The 16,775-nt window shown below is 60.4% G+C and carries 19 protein-coding genes; 6 read left to right on the top strand and 13 right to left on the bottom strand.

Translation table 11 applies throughout. The features are described from left to right. The first annotated feature begins 142 nt into the window (after nucleotides 1–142). Nucleotides 143–1,807: an electron transfer flavoprotein-ubiquinone oxidoreductase gene (locus tag ACTJK9_RS07695; RefSeq protein WP_064598497.1), complete on the top strand. Its 1,665-nt coding sequence runs from the start codon at nucleotides 143–145 to the stop codon at nucleotides 1,805–1,807. A gap of 66 nt (nucleotides 1,808–1,873) precedes the next feature. On the opposite strand, the gene ACTJK9_RS07690 is transcribed toward ACTJK9_RS07695, so the two are convergent. Then, nucleotides 1,874–2,764, bottom strand: a complete 891-nt coding sequence (locus ACTJK9_RS07690; protein ID WP_085612146.1) for an AraC family transcriptional regulator — start codon at nucleotides 2,762–2,764, stop codon at nucleotides 1,874–1,876. A 191-nt stretch (nucleotides 2,765–2,955) separates the two neighbouring features. Here ACTJK9_RS07690 and ACTJK9_RS07685 point away from each other — a divergent pair, with 191 nt between their 5' ends. Then, entirely contained in the window at nucleotides 2,956–4,008 is a 1,053-nt protein-coding gene (locus ACTJK9_RS07685; RefSeq protein WP_011335405.1) for an NAD(P)-dependent alcohol dehydrogenase, read from the top strand. Between the two features lie 4 nt (nucleotides 4,009–4,012). Here ACTJK9_RS07685 and ACTJK9_RS07680 read toward each other — a convergent pair whose 3' ends face one another. From ACTJK9_RS07680 to ACTJK9_RS07635, 10 genes are all read right to left on the bottom strand, one after another. Further along, complete coding sequence (locus ACTJK9_RS07680) at nucleotides 4,013–4,816, bottom strand: IclR family transcriptional regulator (protein ID WP_007950852.1); 804 nt, start codon at nucleotides 4,814–4,816, stop codon at nucleotides 4,013–4,015. 60 nt (nucleotides 4,817–4,876) lie between these two features. Continuing rightward, entirely contained in the window at nucleotides 4,877–6,187 is a 1,311-nt protein-coding gene (locus ACTJK9_RS07675) for an MFS transporter (RefSeq protein WP_085612145.1), read from the bottom strand. 96 nt (nucleotides 6,188–6,283) lie between these two features. Further along, nucleotides 6,284–7,432 (bottom strand): galactonate dehydratase, encoded by a 1,149-nt coding sequence (gene dgoD, locus ACTJK9_RS07670; protein WP_007950849.1) that lies wholly within the window; start codon nucleotides 7,430–7,432, stop codon nucleotides 6,284–6,286. Between the two features lie 47 nt (nucleotides 7,433–7,479). After that, nucleotides 7,480–8,100, bottom strand: a complete 621-nt coding sequence (locus ACTJK9_RS07665; protein WP_085745040.1) for a 2-dehydro-3-deoxy-6-phosphogalactonate aldolase — start codon at nucleotides 8,098–8,100, stop codon at nucleotides 7,480–7,482. A gap of 19 nt (nucleotides 8,101–8,119) precedes the next feature. Further along, a complete protein-coding gene (locus ACTJK9_RS07660; RefSeq protein WP_221397894.1) occupies nucleotides 8,120–9,109 on the bottom strand; it encodes a 2-dehydro-3-deoxygalactonokinase in 990 nt (329 codons plus the stop codon). Between the two features lie 168 nt (nucleotides 9,110–9,277). After that, the gene (locus tag ACTJK9_RS07655; RefSeq protein WP_143492941.1) at nucleotides 9,278–9,772 is read right to left on the bottom strand and encodes a hypothetical protein; all 495 of its coding nucleotides are present in this window, start codon (nucleotides 9,770–9,772) and stop codon (nucleotides 9,278–9,280) included. Continuing rightward, the gene (locus tag ACTJK9_RS07650) at nucleotides 9,765–10,505 is read right to left on the bottom strand and encodes an alpha/beta hydrolase (protein ID WP_440813175.1); all 741 of its coding nucleotides are present in this window, start codon (nucleotides 10,503–10,505) and stop codon (nucleotides 9,765–9,767) included. The genes ACTJK9_RS07655 and ACTJK9_RS07650 overlap by 8 nt, the downstream gene beginning before the upstream one ends. 7 nt (nucleotides 10,506–10,512) lie before the next feature. After that, nucleotides 10,513–11,007, bottom strand: a complete 495-nt coding sequence (locus ACTJK9_RS07645) for a PAAR domain-containing protein (protein ID WP_085612141.1) — start codon at nucleotides 11,005–11,007, stop codon at nucleotides 10,513–10,515. Beyond that, nucleotides 11,004–11,666 carry a hypothetical protein gene (locus ACTJK9_RS07640; RefSeq protein ID WP_085612140.1) on the bottom strand — a complete coding sequence of 221 codons (663 nt, stop codon included), beginning with the start codon at nucleotides 11,664–11,666 and terminating at the stop codon, nucleotides 11,004–11,006. Before ACTJK9_RS07640 ends, ACTJK9_RS07645 begins: the two co-directional genes overlap by 4 nt. 159 nt (nucleotides 11,667–11,825) lie before the next feature. Next, nucleotides 11,826–12,305 (bottom strand): GNAT family N-acetyltransferase, encoded by a 480-nt coding sequence (locus ACTJK9_RS07635; protein ID WP_041475599.1) that lies wholly within the window; start codon nucleotides 12,303–12,305, stop codon nucleotides 11,826–11,828. Between the two features lie 117 nt (nucleotides 12,306–12,422). Here ACTJK9_RS07635 and ACTJK9_RS07630 point away from each other — a divergent pair, with 117 nt between their 5' ends. The 4 genes from ACTJK9_RS07630 (at nucleotide 12,423) to ACTJK9_RS07615 (ending at nucleotide 14,288) form a co-directional block, all read left to right on the top strand. Beyond that, entirely contained in the window at nucleotides 12,423–13,085 is a 663-nt protein-coding gene (locus tag ACTJK9_RS07630; RefSeq protein WP_143491838.1) for an HD domain-containing protein, read from the top strand. Nucleotides 13,086–13,167: 82 nt separating this feature from the next. Then, nucleotides 13,168–13,512, top strand: a complete 345-nt coding sequence (locus ACTJK9_RS07625; RefSeq protein WP_064598512.1) for a hypothetical protein — start codon at nucleotides 13,168–13,170, stop codon at nucleotides 13,510–13,512. Between the two features lie 52 nt (nucleotides 13,513–13,564). Beyond that, complete coding sequence (locus ACTJK9_RS07620; RefSeq protein WP_011335416.1) at nucleotides 13,565–13,819, top strand: hypothetical protein; 255 nt, start codon at nucleotides 13,565–13,567, stop codon at nucleotides 13,817–13,819. An 88-nt stretch (nucleotides 13,820–13,907) separates the two neighbouring features. Beyond that, nucleotides 13,908–14,288, top strand: coding sequence for a Rho termination factor N-terminal domain-containing protein (locus tag ACTJK9_RS07615; RefSeq protein ID WP_085607302.1), 381 nt, complete (start codon nucleotides 13,908–13,910; stop codon nucleotides 14,286–14,288). Nucleotides 14,289–14,348: 60 nt separating this feature from the next. Here ACTJK9_RS07615 and ACTJK9_RS07610 read toward each other — a convergent pair whose 3' ends face one another. Together ACTJK9_RS07610 and ACTJK9_RS07605 are read right to left on the bottom strand one after the other, a co-directional pair. Then, nucleotides 14,349–15,278: a PfkB family carbohydrate kinase gene (locus tag ACTJK9_RS07610; RefSeq protein ID WP_085612258.1), complete on the bottom strand. Its 930-nt coding sequence runs from the start codon at nucleotides 15,276–15,278 to the stop codon at nucleotides 14,349–14,351. Further along, entirely contained in the window at nucleotides 15,271–16,737 is a 1,467-nt protein-coding gene (locus ACTJK9_RS07605) for a purine-cytosine permease family protein (protein ID WP_085683520.1), read from the bottom strand. The genes ACTJK9_RS07610 and ACTJK9_RS07605 overlap by 8 nt, the downstream gene beginning before the upstream one ends. Between the last annotated feature and the right edge of the window lie 38 nt (nucleotides 16,738–16,775).

Genomic DNA, 16,775 nt, shown 5'->3' with positions numbered 1-16,775 from the left:
GGTGTAGATATAATGCGCCGCCTAGAGAGAAAGGTGGTTTGCCCATTATTACCCTTGACGTTAACGTAAAGGCAATAACGGATACGACACCGAACCTCCAAATTAGAAAAAAAACTGTTGAGCCTTGAGTAGGAGATAGCCTGTGGAACGCGAATACATGGAATTCGACGTGGTCATCGTCGGTGCCGGCCCCGCTGGCCTGTCCGCCGCCTGCCGTCTGAAGCAGAAGGCCGCCGAAGCCGGTAAGGAAATCAGCGTCTGCGTGGTCGAAAAAGGCTCCGAAGTCGGCGCGCACATCCTGTCCGGTGCCGTATTCGAACCACGGGCCCTGAACGAACTGTTCCCGGACTGGAAAGAACTCGGCGCCCCGCTGAACACGCCCGTCACCCGCGATGACATCTTCGTGCTGAAAAACGCCGAAAGCGCGCAGAAAATTCCTGACTTCTTTGTGCCCAAGACCATGCACAACGAAGGCAACTACATTATTTCCCTCGGCAACCTGTGCCGCTGGCTCGCTCAGCAGGCCGAGAACCTCGGCGTGGAAATCTACCCGGGCTTCGCCGCTCAGGAAGCGCTGATCGATGAAAACGGCGTAGTACGCGGGATCATCACCGGCGACCTCGGCGTCGACCGCGAAGGTCATCCGAAAGAAGGCCTGTACACCCCGGGCATGGAACTGCGTGGCAAGTACACGCTGTTCGCCGAAGGCTGCCGTGGCCACATCGGCAAGCAACTGATCAAGCGCTATAACCTGGACAGCGACGCCGACGCCCAGCACTACGGCATCGGCCTGAAGGAAATCTGGGAAATCGACCCGGCCAAACACCAGCCAGGCCTGGTGGTGCACACCGCCGGTTGGCCGATGGACATCATGGGCACCGAGAACACCGGCGGCTCCTTCCTCTATCACCTGGAAAACAACCAGGTGGTGGTCGGCCTGATCGTTGATCTTTCCTACAGCAACACCTATCTGTCGCCATTTGATGAATTCCAGCGCCTCAAGCATCACCCGGTGCTCAAGCAATATCTGGAAGGCGGCAAGCGCATCAGCTACGGCGCGCGCGCGATCTGCAAGGGTGGCCTGAACTCGTTGCCAAAGATGGTGTTCAAGGGCGGCGCGCTGATCGGTTGCGATCTAGGCACCCTGAACTTCGCCAAGATCAAGGGCAGCCACACCGCGATGAAGTCCGGCATGCTCGCCGCTGAATCCGTGGCCGACGCACTGTTCGCTGACAAGGACGGCACTGAAGAGCTGACCACTTACGTCGACGCCTTCAAGCAGAGCTGGCTCTACGAGGAGCTGTTCGCCAGCCGCAACTTCGGCCCGGCGATCCACAAGTTCGGCGCCATCGTCGGCGGCGGTTTCAACTGGCTGGATCAGAACATCTTCGGCGGCAAACTGCCGTTCACCCTGCACGACACCAAGCCGGACTACGCCTGCCTCAAGCTCGCGGCCGACTGCAAGAAGATCGACTACCCGAAACCCGACGGCAAGATCAGCTTCGACAAGCTGAGCTCGGTGTTCATCTCCGGTACCAACCATGAAGAAGAACAGCCGTGCCACCTGAAGCTGACCGACCCGAGCATTCCGCTCGCGAAGAACCTGCCGCTGTACGACGAACCGGCGCAGCGCTATTGCCCGGCCGGCGTGTATGAAGTGATCACCAAGGAAGACGGCGAGAAACGCTTCCAGATCAACGCCCAGAACTGCGTGCACTGCAAGACCTGTGATATCAAGGACCCTTCGCAGAACATCACCTGGGTTGCGCCGGAAGGCGCCGGCGGTCCGACCTACCCGAATATGTAAGTCGAATCGCTGAACATCAAGGCTCCCGAAACGGGGGCCTTTTTGTTGCCTGCGTTTTGTAAAAGATCAAGCCGCGCGTTCATCCCCTGGACTGCGCTCGAAATAGCGTTTGTACTCGCGGCTGAACTGCGACGTGCTCTGATACCCCACCCGATGCGCTACCTGCGCCACGCCCAGCCCTTCGGCGATCAACAACGTCTGCGCCTTCAACAAACGTAAACGCTTCAGGTACTGCACTGGCGACAGCAACGTGCTGCGTTTGAAGTGTTCGTGAAAGGTCGAAACGCTCATGTTCGCGCAACCGGCCAATGTCTCGACATTCAATGGCTCGGTGTAATGCGCATGCAGATGACTGATCGAAGCCGCCACTCGCGCAAACTGCCCCTGCTGCTCGACCAGTGCCCGCAGCACATCAGCCTGGGGACCGCGCAACGCGACGAACAATAACTCCCGCACCCGCGCCGGGCCGAGAATCTGGCATTCCAGCGGATCGTGCAGACAACGCAGCAAGCGTTCGACACAACCACGCATGTCATCGTCGAGCACCACCGACGTCATCGACTCCGGGGTCTGCGCCGGAATATGCCGCCCCGGCGCCAGCCCCATGGCCAGCACCAGTTCGCCGAGCAGCACCCGGTCGATCGCCACCGATACGCCGAGCAACGGCGCATCCGGCAACGCATAGGTCTCGCACTCGAACGGCACCGGCAAGGCCTGGATCAGGTAATGACCGGCGCCGTACTCCATGGTGCGCGGGCCGAGATACGCCAGTTTGCTGCCCTGGGCGATGATCATCAGGCTCGGTTCATAAATGTGCGGGCCACGGGCGACGTCGCAACTGGCGCGCAACACCTGCACGCCCGGCAGCCCGGTCTGGCTGTAACCATCGCGCAGCGCCAGCGGTTCGATCAGCGAAACCAGGGTGGCGTTGGCATCAAGGTGACGGGTCAAATGCATCGGGTGGCTCTTCAGAAAAAATCACGGAAAAAGGGATGAAAGCATCATCGCAGATCCTTTTGCCAATGCGACCGATCAACCCCGCATGCCGGAGGATTAGGCATGACACCCGGAGGAATCGCCATGGCCGGACAAGCGGACGGCGCCCAGAATGCACCGCCTCACTTGTCACTGCTTTTGCGAGGTTTCACATGTACACCGCCATCGGCTATGCCGCTCAAACGGCCACCACGCCCCTCGCCCCGATGAAGTTCGAACGCCGCAGCCCTCGGGCCGACGACGTCGCCATCGAAATCCTGTACTGCGGCGTCTGCCACTCCGACATCCACCAGGCGCGCAACGAATGGGGCATCGCCGTTTACCCGTTGATGCCCGGCCACGAGATCGTCGGAAAAGTCACCGCCGTCGGTGCGAATGTCACTAAACACAAGGTAGGCGATCTGGTTGGCGTCGGGTGCATGGTCGACTCCTGCCGCACCTGCGAAGCCTGCCAGTCGAACCTCGAGCAATACTGCCTCGAAGGCCCGACCATGACCTATGCCACTCCGGACCGGGTCGATGGCAGCAACACCATGGGCGGTTATTCGGACAGCATCGTGGTCAGCGAGCACTTCGTGGTGCGCATCCCCGAGAAGCTGGACCTGGCGGCCGCTGCACCGATTCTCTGCGCCGGCATCACCACCTACTCGCCGCTCAAGCACTACGGCGTGAAGGCCGGCGACAAGGTCGGGATTCTCGGCATGGGCGGCCTCGGCCACATGGGCATCAAGTTCGCCAAGGCCATGGGCGCTGAAGTCACGCTGTTCACCCGTTCGGCGAGCAAGGCCGAGGAAGGCCGCCGCCAGGGCGCCGATCACGTGATCGTGTCCACCGACGAAGAACAGATGAAAGCAGCGGCCGGTCGGTTCGACTTCCTGCTGGACACCATTCCGGTCCAGCACGATCTCAACCCGTACCTAGACACCCTGCGCTTCGACGGCGTGCACATTCTGGTGGGCCTGATCGAACCGATCGATCCGCCGGTCCACGCCGCGAAACTGGTGCTGGGTCGTCGCGTACTGGCCGGCTCGTTGATCGGGGGCGTCGCCGAAACCCAGGAAGTGCTGGATTTCTGCGCCGAGCACAACATCAGCTGCGACATCGAAATGCTCGACATCCGCCAGATCAACGAAGCCTACGCGCGGATGATCGCCGGCGACGTGAAGTATCGTTTCGTCATCGATATGGCGACTCTGAAGCTCTGATTCCTCAGACCTTCAAGCCAAGCTCCGCCGAAAGCCGGGCCGTGACCCCTTTGATCAGGGGAATCAGCTCGGCCATTTTTTCCAGCGGCATGTACGGCACCGTGCTGGCGATGCTGATCGCCGCGACGATGCGCTTGCTCGCGTCGCGGATCGGCGCCGCCACACACCGGATCGACGGTTCGTTGTCTTCCAGATCGAACGCGTAGCCGCCGGCCACGTACTCGGTCATCCGTTGCTCCAGCTGCTCCCACGACTGCTGGGGATGCTGCGGCCAGAACTGACTTTTCCCACCCGCCGGCAGGCTGATGTCGTACAGGCGCTGCCAGTCCTGCGGCGCGTCATCCAGCATCAGCGCCTTGCCGATCCCGGTCCGCGCCAACGGCATGCGATGGCCGACCCGCGAGCGCATTTCCGGGCCGTTGCGCCCCGGATTCTTCAACAGGTACAGCACCTCGTCGCCTTCACGAATGCCCAGGTGAACGGTGTCGCCGGTCAGCGCCGACAACTCGTCCAGATACGGCCCGGCCAACGTCACCAGCGGCAATTCTTCACGCGCCTGAAAACCCAGTTCGATCAACTTCGGCCCCAGCAGATAACCGACTTGCGGCACGACGCGCAGGTAGCGCTCGTCCACCAGACAACTGGCCAGACGATGGGTGGTGCTGCGCGTGGTGCCGATCAGGCGGGCAATCTCTTTGAGATCGCGGGCGCCACTGGCGACGGCCTGCACCACACCCAACCCGCGAAGCAGGGTTTGGGTGCCAGTCGGCGCGGCGTCCTTGGCGGTTTTTGGGGCGTCTTCCTGCATATCCAGCCTTTAGCGTTGAGCGAGGGAACGGGCGGCATTATGGTCGCCCGACATAGCCGACTACAACTCGATGCGCTCGACCTTGCCCACCAACAGCACGTAGGACAAAGCACCGATCAATGCCAGAACCGCGATGTAGGTGATCGCCGGCGCGAACGAGTCACCGCTGGCGAGGAAGCCGATGACAATCGGCGTGGCAATCGCCGACAGATTGCCGATGAAGTTGAACACCCCGCCGGTCAGGCCCAGCAACCGCGCCGGCGCCAGTGTCGAGACCAGCGACCAGGTGATCGACGCCAGCCCGTTGCCGAAAAACGCCAACGCCAGGAAGGCAATCACCAACGGCGTCGATTCGACGAAGTTGGCGCCGATGATCGAGGTGGAAATCAGCAGCCCGCCAATGATCGGCAGCTTGCGCGCAAACCCGACGGTGCAGCCGCGACGGATCAGGAAGTCGGAAAAGAACCCGGAGCACAGCACGCCGATGAACGCGGCGAGAAACGGCAGCGACGCCAGCAGACCGGACTTGATGAAGTCCATGCCGCGGTATTTCACCAGGTAGGTCGGGAACCACGTCAGGAAAAACCACAGCGTCGAGTTCAGGCAGAACTGGCCTAGATAGATCCCCCACAACTTGCGTTTACTGAGGACGATGCCGAGATCGGTCCAGCTGAATTTTGCCTTCACCTTGGCAGTTTCGGCCGCGATATCCACCAGTCCGCCGCCCTCGCGGATCAGGTCGATTTCGCCTTGGTTGGCGCCTTTGAAATCACGCGGTTCGCGATACACCGCGTACCAGATCGCCGCCCAGATGATGCCCACCGCGCCGGTCGCGACAAATACCATGTGCCAGCCAAATTCATGTTGCAGCCACGCCAGCACCGGGGTCAGGAACGCCAGCCCGACAAACTGCCCGGAGGTGTAGAACCCGATGGCCGTGGCCCGCTCACGCTCGGGGAACCAGGTCGTCACCACGCGGCTGTTGATCGGGTACGCCGGCGCTTCCAGCGCACCGACCGCCATGCGCAGCACGAACAGCGCGATGAAACTGGCGGCGAAACCGAGCATCACCGTGGCCAACGACCACAGCAACAGTGCGACGCTATAAAGGATGCGTGGCGGCACCCGGTCCACCAGCCAGCCGCCGGGGATCTGCATGGCGGCGTAGGTCCAGCCGAACGCCGAGAAGATAAGTCCGACGTGTACCGGATCGATGCCCAGATCCGTCGTCAGTGCAGGGGCGGCAATCGACAGGTTGCTGCGGTCGAGGTAGTTGATGACCACGGTGATGAACAGCAACACCATGATGAAAAATCGCTTGCGGCTGGGCGTGACTAACGTCGCTTGCCCGGTGAGGGTTTGCGGTTGCATGGGGAGCGCCTCTTCTTATGTTTATTGAGGTCGAGGGTATGCAGATCTCCGCTCCCTGGAGATCTGACTTACTGGATGCGGCAGAGAGTCAGCGACTCACCACTCGGCAAAACTGCCATCGGCATGCCGCCAGATCGGGTTACGCCAGCGGTGGCCGACCGCCGCGCGTTCGATCACGTATTCCTCGTTGATCTCGATCCCCAGGCCCGGGCCGTTGGGGATTTTCACGAAGCCCTTGTCGTAGTCGAATACCCGTGGATCCTTCACATAGTCGAGCAGGTCATTGCTCTCGTTGTAATGGATGCCCAGGCTCTGCTCCTGGATAAACGCGTTGTAACAAGCGGCGTCCAGTTGCAGACACGCCGCCAGTGCAATCGGCCCCAGCGGGCAGTGCAGTGCCAGCGCCACGTCGTAGGCTTCGGCCATGTTGGCGATCTTGCGGGTCTCGGTGATGCCGCCGGCGTGGGACGCATCGGGCTGGATGATGTCGACGTAACCTTCGCTCAACACCCGTTTAAAGTCCCAGCGTGAAAACAGCCGCTCGCCGAGGGCAATCGGGGTGCTGGTCAGCGGTGCCAGCTCCTTCAGCGCTTCATAGTTTTCGCTGAGCACCGGCTCTTCGATGAACATCAGTTTGTACGGGTCGAGTTCCTTCATCAGGACCTTGGCCATCGGTTTGTGCACCCGGCCATGGAAGTCGACACCGATGCCGACGTTCGGCCCCACCGCATCGCGCACGGCGGCAACGTTGGCCAGCGCCAGATCGACTTTTTCGAAGGTATCGAGAAATTGCAGCTCCTCGGTGCCGTTCATTTTCACCGCCGTAAAACCACGACCCACCGCCTCTTTCGCGGCCCGCGCCGTGTCCGCCGGACGGTCGCCGCCGATCCACGAATACACGCGGATCTTGTCCCGCACCTGACCACCGAGCAGGTCGCTGACCGACACACCGAGGGCCTTGCCCTTGATGTCCCACAACGCCTGATCGATACCGGCGAGCGCGCTCATGTGGATCGCGCCGCCCCGGTAGAAGCCGCCGCGATACAGCACGGTCCAGATGTCTTCGATATTGCGTGGGTCTTTGCCGATCAGGTAGTCGGACAATTCCTCGACTGCAGCCGCGACGGTGTGGGCGCGGCCCTCGACCACGGGCTCGCCCCAACCGGTCACACCTTCGTCGGTTTCGACTTTCAGGAAGCACCAGCGCGGCGGGACGATGAAGGTGGTGAGTTTGGTGATTTTCATCTGCTTGTCTCTCTTGTTAGATGCAGCGCACGCAGCGCCGAAAAGTCTTAGCGAAGGGCTTTCCAGGCCGCCACGTAGGCCTTGGCATTGGCCGCCACTTGCTCAGTCGTCATGCCCGGTTTGAACAGCCCGGACCCGAGGCCGAAACCTTTGACGCCGGCGTCGATGAACGCCTGCATGTTGTCCGGGGTAATGCCGCCGACCGGCGCCAGAATCGTCCCGACCGGCAACACCGCCAGCCAGGCTTTCACCACTGCCGGGCCCATCTGTTCGGCCGGGAACAGCTTGAGAATGTCCGCCCCCTCCTCCAGCGCCGCAAAGGCTTCGGTCGGCGTGGCGACGCCCGGCGACAAGTACAGCCCCGCCGCTTTCGCGGCCCGCAACACCTTCGCATCGCTGTGGGGCATGACGATCACCTGGCCGCCGGCCTCTTTCACCCGTTCGACCTGTTCCGGGGTCAGCACCGTGCCGGCACCGATCAGGCAATCGGCAGGCAAGGTCTTACGCAGGATGCGAATGCTTTCGTACGGCGCGGGGGAATTGAGCGGTACTTCGATGACGCGAAATCCGGCCGCATACAGGACTTCTCCGACAGCGGCGGCTTCCTGCGGATGCAGGCCGCGCAGGATCGCGATCAGACCGTTTTGCGCCAGTGCTTGCTTGAGCATGTCAGGCCTCCAGTCAGGGTTAACGGGATGAGGAATCGATCAGTCCGGCGGCGAGCGCCAGCTGCCAAAGACCACGCTCGGTAGCCTGCTCGGCCAAAGTCACCCGGGCGAAACCGCAGGCGTCGAGGGCACGGCTGTAGCGGGCGCACAACTGCGCGTTGCCGATGAGGATGATCGAAGGAAGCTGTGCGCTGTTGCGCCGGCGTCGTTGCACGGCGGCCAGCGCCGTCAGTTCATGGCCGATCAGCAGGCCGGACAGATAGTCCGGTTGCGCGGTGGCGCTGAGTTCGCCGGTCAGGCCCAGGCTGCGGGCGCTGAACAGGGTCGACAGCACGCCAATCTCGCCCTCCGCCGATAACGCCACCTGCACGCCGCGATCGAAGGCATCGGCGTCGAACGTCGCGCTGTGCTGTTGGGTACGGCCGAGAATGCTGTGGTCACTGAGCACGGCGAACACTTCGCCGGTCATGAAGGTGTCGAAACGGGTGATGCAGCCGTCGGCCACTTCCACCCATTTCGAATGACTGCCCGGCAGGCCGATCAGCAGATCATTGCCCGCCTCGACCGGCAGATTCTGCAGCACGCCGAGGACCTGGGTTTCCTCGCCGCGCATCACGTTCGGCAGCGTCGAGCGCTGAATCACACCCGGCACGATGTGCACATCGACACCGCGAATACTGCGAACGGTTTGCAGGGATTTTCCGAGATCGGCGACATTAGCCGGCGTATCGCGGTAGGACGCTTCGCGCCAGCCCTGGGCGCTGCCAACCATGCCGCAGGCAATCACCGGCAAGCCGGGTTGCGCGTCGAGCCAGTCGCCGCACGCCTCGTCGAACGCCAGTTCAAAACCCTCGGCGCATTCGCGACCGTTGATGACCCGTGGCGTCTTCGGCAACTGCATGATCCCGAACGACAGCGAACGCTGCGCCAGCACCTGTCCGCCCGCCGCGAGTTTGTAAGCACGTAGTGAGGTCGTCCCCCAATCGAGCGCGATCAATTGCGCCAGCATCGCTTCACCTGTTTTGTTATTGGCAGTGAGTGAGCTGGACTATAGACCTCTCAGGCGTTAAATCTCAATATGTAATTTTGCATCCCATATTTTGGGATTCATCTTTTTTAAAACCCGGACAGCGAACTGAGCAGCGAGCGCCGCCTGTCCGTACGGATCGCAGCCCGTTTAAAACTTATCGATCTCTCTTAATAGATCTGCCGTTGGAACTTTCATGTCCTCCGACAAATATATTTTATAGGAGTAGGAATTAATTCTGACCTTACAGACAATAGACTCTCGGCCCACTAATAAAGACCTCAATGCCTCACCTTCAATGATTTTTTCACTGGTATCGTTTTTTCTTTCGAAAAATAAAACATCCGCCCTGAAAACCGGCCCGGCATTTGAAATTTCAGGCTCGACAAAACCCTCTCCATATCGACCCGCAGAGTGAGGTGCCGAAAAATCAAAATCGTCCTCAAAAGAACACAGCAGCGTCTGGCTTATTTTTGATTTGAAAAGATTGACAACATCAACATCAGACGAAAAACGCACCTGATAAATGTTCCTATCCAAATAACGTTCAACACCAACGTATTGTAAATGAGCAATGGGCTTACCATGATTCATCGCACAGGAAGTGCAAAGCAAGAAAGCTATACATAAAATTATATTACGCACATTTCCGTCCTTTAAAATAAGTAACAACAACCTGCATCAAAGCGTCTCTGGCCGAGATGCCACTTTGCAGGACTGATGTGTAGATAACCCAGGCATCGGCGTGATTCACATTCACTCGCCCGTTCATATTGGGCCCACTTTTCATATCCCATTGTTCTCCAAAATCGGCTACGAGATCGGAAAAATTCCAGTCTTTGGCATCGGCTCTGACGTTAACCCAATATTCCGCCTTCGGCTTCGGCTCCTGACGGTAGATGTTAGAAACCCCCCACACGATTTTTCCTTCGCCAACCGGATCGAGTGTAACCAGACACGGAATTCGATACCCCTTATCAGTCAATACAGCTGACAGGTGCGCACCATTCCATCCGCCCAAGCTATGCCCAATGATATATACAGGCGTGGCCATATCAGTAATTTTCTCCAGCACATTCTTTTTCAGATCATCATCACTAATAAAATAGTTATAACCAATATGGTGGGCATCATAATTATCAGAACAAACACCCTCAGCCTCCATATCCCTAACGAACACCTTCATGACGTCAGCAACGTTATTATTGGGGCCTGTGCCGTAATAACTTTCTTTATCACCCGCACCACCCACAAAAAACAGAACAATCCTTTTGGGAGTGATCGTGGCCTGCTTGACTGTTCCGTCCGTTTTGCAGGTCAGGTCGTGGGTCACGACCAGTCTTTTACACCCTTTCAGAGCAGGATTTTCAGCGGTCATATCTTTCCTACTCCACGAACAGCTTGATCGACTCAGGCAAATGCGAACTCACCGTATGGGTGAAGCCCGCGTCATTGGTTACGCCGTGCTCCACGCTCCCATCAGCGCGTTGAATCGCGTAAGGGTGATTTGGCATGGGCTCACCAGTAATTTCGTTAATCACCTGCATTCGATCATTGAAATGCACCGGCATCGGCGACAACCCACTAAACGCCGCCCCTCCCCCGCTCTGTCCAATAATCACCGTCCCCGACCCACCGACCACGACATTGCCGTGCCCGCCGGTGCTGTCGAGCATCGCGGCATTCAGGCCGTTGATGAAGACCGTGGCGGAAACACCGCCGGTTATCGGGCTGCCGCACGCCGATTTATCGGTCATGCGCGCAGCGGGGAGTCCGTCGAAGAACACGTCCGGCGAGCCGGAGACGATCGGGTTGTTACCGTGGCCTGGCAGTGGGCAGGCGGTTGGGTCGGTGACGCGTGCAGCGGGTTTACCACTCAATTCAAAGCTCCTTGCTTCAGAGGTTCCAGGTGTGGCTGATAGAGGTCGACATCAGTCGCGGCGAAACGCCAGCGGTTTTCGACGGAATCAAACAGCGCGTGACAATGCTCGCGGCTGTTCGGGGGTGTGAGGGTTTGCAATTGTTGCCAGGCTTCGTCGGCAAACCAGTTCAGATCGGCAGGTGTGGCGTCGTCGAGTTGGTTGAGCCAGGTGTTGTAGCCGGTCAGTCGATGCTGGTCGTAGGTGGTTTGCAGCAGCTCGGCCATTTGCGGGCCGAAATCCAGATAGCGCTCGGCTGTCCAGCGGCCGGTTTCCGAGTAGACGTACCAACCCATCGGCAACAGCCCGCCTTGGTGGAAAATCGATTGCCCCGCAGGCGCGACAAAACCGCAGCACACGTGCAGGGTCAGCCAGCCTTGATGGGCATCAATGAATCCGTTCGGATCGAACGTGCGCAGCGGTATTACGCGGTAGTCATCGAAGCCCGCACTGCGCGTCATCAGCTCGGCATCGAGGCGCGAGACAAACGCACGGATGGCTTTGCCACCGAGGCGGTTGACGGTGCAGAGGATGTCCACCGGTTGGCGGTTCGGGTTGTCGCTTGAACCGAGGTTTTTGACCAGGCCGTACAGGCGGATCGACGCCCGTAGTCCGCTCATTGCCGGTCACTCGTTGACGCGGCGAAGGCTCCACGGGCGTGGAGAAAGAGTGCCAGAGGCATTGCAGGTGTCGTCCATGAGCGCGCAAAAATGGCGCGTAGGATGCCGGACTAGAGCGGTTTGAACAATCAAATCAGCAATCAGATTGCCACTATTTGTTCAGCCCTCGGCAAACTCCCGCAATACCTTGCCATCCATGCGGTAACGCACCCACTCTTCCTGCGGCTGGGCGCCGAGGGATTTGTAGAATTCGATGGCAGGGGTGTTCCAGTCCAGCACGCTCCATTCGAAGCGGCCGCAGTCGTTGGCGCAGGCGATTTTCGCGAGGTGGCGCAGCAGGGTTTTACCGGCGCCACCGCCCCGTTGTTCCGGGGTGATGTAGAGGTCTTCGAGGTACAGGCAGTTGCTGCCCAGCCAGGTCGAATAGCTGAAGAAGAACACCGCAAAACCGATTGGCAAGCCGTCGCGCAGGCAAATCAGGCCATGGGCCGTGGCGCCTTCGCTGAACAGGCTGCGCTCGATGTCGGCGACGCTGGCGATGACTTCGTGACGGGCCTTTTCGAAGTCTGCAAGTTCAGTGATGAACGCGAGGATTTGCGGTGCATCGCTGGGGGTCGCCGGGCGGATTTCGATCGTCATGGACGGGCCTTGTCGGAAAAAGGAAAACGCCATACTAAGGCGGCGCGCGGCGCTCGTCACATGGCAAAGCAAACACTACCCTCCCACAGGGATTTTTGACTGGTCTGAAGGATATTCATGAACGCATTCGAACCACTGGCCTCACTCGCCGCCGAACTGCTGCCCCACGCGCTGGAACCGTCGGAAGACGGCGCTCATGATCTGTCGCATCTGCAACGGGTCTGGCACAACGCGCGCACCTTGCAGGCCGACGAAGGCGGCGACCTTGAAGTGCTGCTCGCAGCCGTGCTGCTGCACGATTGTGTGGCGGTGGAAAAGAACTCGCCGCTGCGCTCACAGGCATCGCGTCTGGCCGCGGAAAAAGCCTCGAAGGTGCTGGCGAACATGCATTGGCCCGAAGCCAATATCGACGCTGTCACCCACGCCATCGAGGCCCACAGCTTTTCCGCCAACATCGCCCCGCTCACCCTCGAAGCGCGACTGGTGCAGGACGCCGACCGTCTCGACTCCCTCGGCATGCTCGGCGTCGCCCGCACCTTTTACACCGCCGGACGCATGGGCAGCGCGCTGTACGACCCGCACGATCCCGAGGCCCGGGAAAGGGACTACGACGACAAGCGATTCTGCCTCGACCATTTCCAGACCAAACTGCTGCACCTCGCCGACGGATTCCAGACCGTTGCCGGCCAACGTCTGGCACAGCTCCGTCATCAACGCCTGAAAGGTTTCATGGACCAATTCAAGGAAGAGATCGGCCTCGAAAGCGCTCAGCCCTTCTGAACCGTTCGTCGATCATCAGGCACCAATCTTTCACTAGGGCAGACCAAAAGGAGGTAAGGATTTCAATCACTGGAGACACCCTATGATCTCGTCAAGGTTGACTGCGCTCGTATTCGCTACCCTCCTCAGCCCGGCGGTATTCGCCGCCTCGACTACCGCCGCCGGTACCGGGCCGACCGATCCGGTTACCCAGCCAAGAGCACCCGCCATCAACAGTGCCCCCGGTATGAATACCGACGGTTCCGGTGTACCGCTGATCAATCAGCCACCCGCCACCGGAACCGATCCTCGCACTCAAGGCAGCGATCCCGGACGCCAGGGCGGCATGAACACCCCCGACTCTCCGGCTGCCCCCGACAACGCCGGTCCCGGCGTCGGCTCGAAAACCACCACGGGTGGTTCGGGCTCTGAAGGCGCAGGACAGTGATCCGTGCTTCATCCACGCAACGTGTCTTATCCACTTCCCTGAAGAGGTAACCATGAACGTCGATAAAAACCTGGAAAAAGAAGTCCTCACCCGCCTGTTGCATGCCCACCCGAGCGGCCTCGGCAAAGAGGTGCTGGACAATTATCGCGGCGAGAAAGTCGTGGCCAGTGCCCTCGCCGCATTGCAGGAGCGTGGACTGATTCACCACGGACACATCACTTGCAATGAAGCGGGAGAACATTCGCTGAATCTGCCGATCAAGCTCAGCGCTGCGGGTGTGGAAGCGGCGCGTAAACTCGATACCTGACGCTTGCGGTCACTGGCGCAGGCAGTGTTCGAATGCATAGCCTGCGCCGGTTCATACCGAGATTCATCCAACCACCAGGAGACTCGCCATGCCTCGTGGAAGCAAAGCCAAATACACTGAAGAACAGAAGCGCAAAGCCGAACACATTGAAGACAGCTATCAAAACAAAGGGATGTCCAAGGATGAAGCCGAGGCCCGCGCTTGGGCGACAGTGAACAAACAGTCCGGCGGCGGCGAGAAGGCCGGAGGTTCCGGGCGTCGGAAACCGGCCAATGCCAAGGCCGAGGATCGCAAGGAATCAGCACGGCGCGCGGCGGTGAGTCGTGAGGGACATTCGCGCGACAGCAAGGCTTCCCGCGAAGTGCAGACGGTCGACAGCCTGCGCAAGGAGGCCCGGGAGCGGAAGATTCCCGGGCGTTCGTCGATGCGAAAGGATGAGTTGATTGCGGCGTTGCGCAGAGCCGGCTAGGTCCAGACTGGATGTAACGGCTGAAGGCCTTATCGCTGGCAAGCCAGCGATTGCGATCGTTCAGTCAGTGCATTTTTTGCTGATCAGCACATCAACCTCGGCAGTGCCAGGCGCGGTCGCCGGGCCCCAGCGGGTAACGGCCAATGCAGCCGCAGCGTTGGCGCGCCGTGCAGCTTTCTGCGCAGACAACCCTCGCGCCAGCCCGGCCACAAACACCCCGGCATGCGCATCGCCCGCGCCGTTGCTATCCACTGCCTGCACCTTGAAACCCGGCACATGCTGACGCTCGCCGCGCTGATGAATCCAGCAACCCTGCGGGCCGTCGCGTACCACCATCAGCACCTCCGGCGGCAGGTGCACGGCCAAGCGGTCCAGCGCGGTTTCGATGTCCGCCGCGCCAGTGAAACGCAGCGCCTCGACGCTGTTGCTGGTCCACACATCGATGCGCGGTAGCAATGCCTGCATCATCGGTGAATCCGGCGATTCCACCAGCGGGCCCGGATCGAACACCACGTTGATTGTCCTCGGCAGCGCCAGCGTCCAGTCCAGCAACGCCTGGGCCTTGCCGCTGTGCAGCAGGCTGTAGCCGCTGACGTAGACGTAATCTCCCGACTCGGCGGCAACGCTGTTCAGCTCCGCCGCCGTGACCTCGCCTTCAGCGCCGATGTAGGAAATGAAACTGCGCTCGGCCGACGCATCGGTCAGCGCCACGCAGATCCCGGTGTCACGCTCTGCAGGCTGGTCGATGCCGATGCGGATGCCTTCGGCGTTCATCGCCTGCCGCGCCAAATCTCCGAAACGCCCGTTGCCGTGGCGACCCAGATAGACCACCGGCAAGCCGTTGCGCACAGCAGCGGCCATCACATTGAAGCCGCCGCCGGCTTCGAAACTGGCGGACTGCGCCAGCACGTCACCGCCGATTTGCGGCAGCGCTTCCACGGCCATGACCAGGTCGATGATGACCTGGCCGGTGTGCAACATCTTAGGCATGAGCATTCTCGGATTGCGCAGCGCGGCGATCTCTTGCCCCGCCGAGTACGAAGTAAATGCCGCCGGCGACCACGAACGTCACGATCCAGCCGAGGCCGTTATGGCCCAGCCAGGAGTCGGACAGGAAGCCCTTGAACCAGACATTTTCAGCCGTGGTGCCGATGGTGGTGAAACTGAAGCCCAGCACGATGGCGATCGCCCACGCGCCGAATGCACGCCACTCGATGCCGCCGCTGTACCAGTAGGCGCTGCTCGGGCTGACGTCGAGCAGGTCTTTCGGGCTGTAGTAGTGACGGTGAATCAGGTCGACCACGAAGATCCCGACCCACGCAGTGATCGGCACTGCCAGCAGGGAAATGAAGGTAATGAACGGACCGTAGAAACTGTCGGCGATCAGCATGAAGTAGATCGAACCGGCGAAGATCGCCACGATGTCGACCACCACCGCGTACACGCGCTTGACCTTCAGGCCGAGGGTCAGCGTGGTCAGGCCGGCGGAGTACACCGACAGGTTGTTCGACAGCAGCAGGCCACCGAATGCGGTGATCAGGTACGGCACGGCCATCCAGGTCGGCAGCATGTCGCGGATCGCTACGATCGGGTCAGTCGCCGAAGCAAGGTCGTTGTTGCCCACAGACAACAGGCCACCGAGGGTGATCAGCAGCACCAGCGGAATCCCCGCGCCGAACGCCGCCGACGCGACCAGACGCACGGCTTTGACGCTGCGATGCTGATAGCGCGACATGTCGGCGCCAGCATTCGCCCAACCGATCCCGGTGCCGGCGGCCATGGTGCCGATGCCGATGATCATCGCGCTCATCGGCGCCGGCGTGGCGTTGAACACCGCGCTCCAGTCGATGGTCGCGCAGAGGAAGCCGCCCACCAAAATGTTCAGCGCACCGAACACGTAGGTCGCCCACTTCTGGATCACCAGCAACGTGGCGTGGCCGAGGCCGGATACCGACAGGGTCAGCAGCACGAAAATCGCGATGAAGATCAGGGTCAGCACCGGCGCGCTTTTGGCTTCCACCGGCGAGCCGAACAGGATCGAGCACAACGACAGCAGCACGAACGCGGCGGTGGTGGTGTTGACGGTTTCCCAGCCCAGGCGCGACATCAGCGACACCAGCGTCGGGCCAATATTGCCGCGCACACCGAAGATTGCCCGCGACAAAGTCAGACTCGGCGCACGACCGCGACGGCCAGCAATCGAGATGATCCCCACCACCGCGAACGAACCGGCAGCGCCGAGGATCGCGACGATGATCGCCTGCCAGATCGCCAGGCCGCGAAACGCAACCAGCGTGGCGCCCAGCGGCAGGCCGAGGATGGAAATGTTGGCCGCGAACCAGACCCAGAACAGTTGCAGTGGATGGCCGTTGCACTCGCCTTCCGGCACCGGTTCGATGCCCCGGGTTTCCAGTTGCCCGGCGCTTTGTCCGGCGTTCGATGAACTCATGAAAAATGCTCCTGTTTGCCTTTATTGTGGTTGTGGCA

Source organism: Pseudomonas sp. 22082, from assembly GCF_052046055.1.
GTDB lineage: Bacteria > Pseudomonadota > Gammaproteobacteria > Pseudomonadales > Pseudomonadaceae > Aquipseudomonas > Aquipseudomonas pharyngis.
Note: the sequence above shows the minus strand (reverse complement) of the source record. Positions and strands in the feature narration are given on the sequence as shown.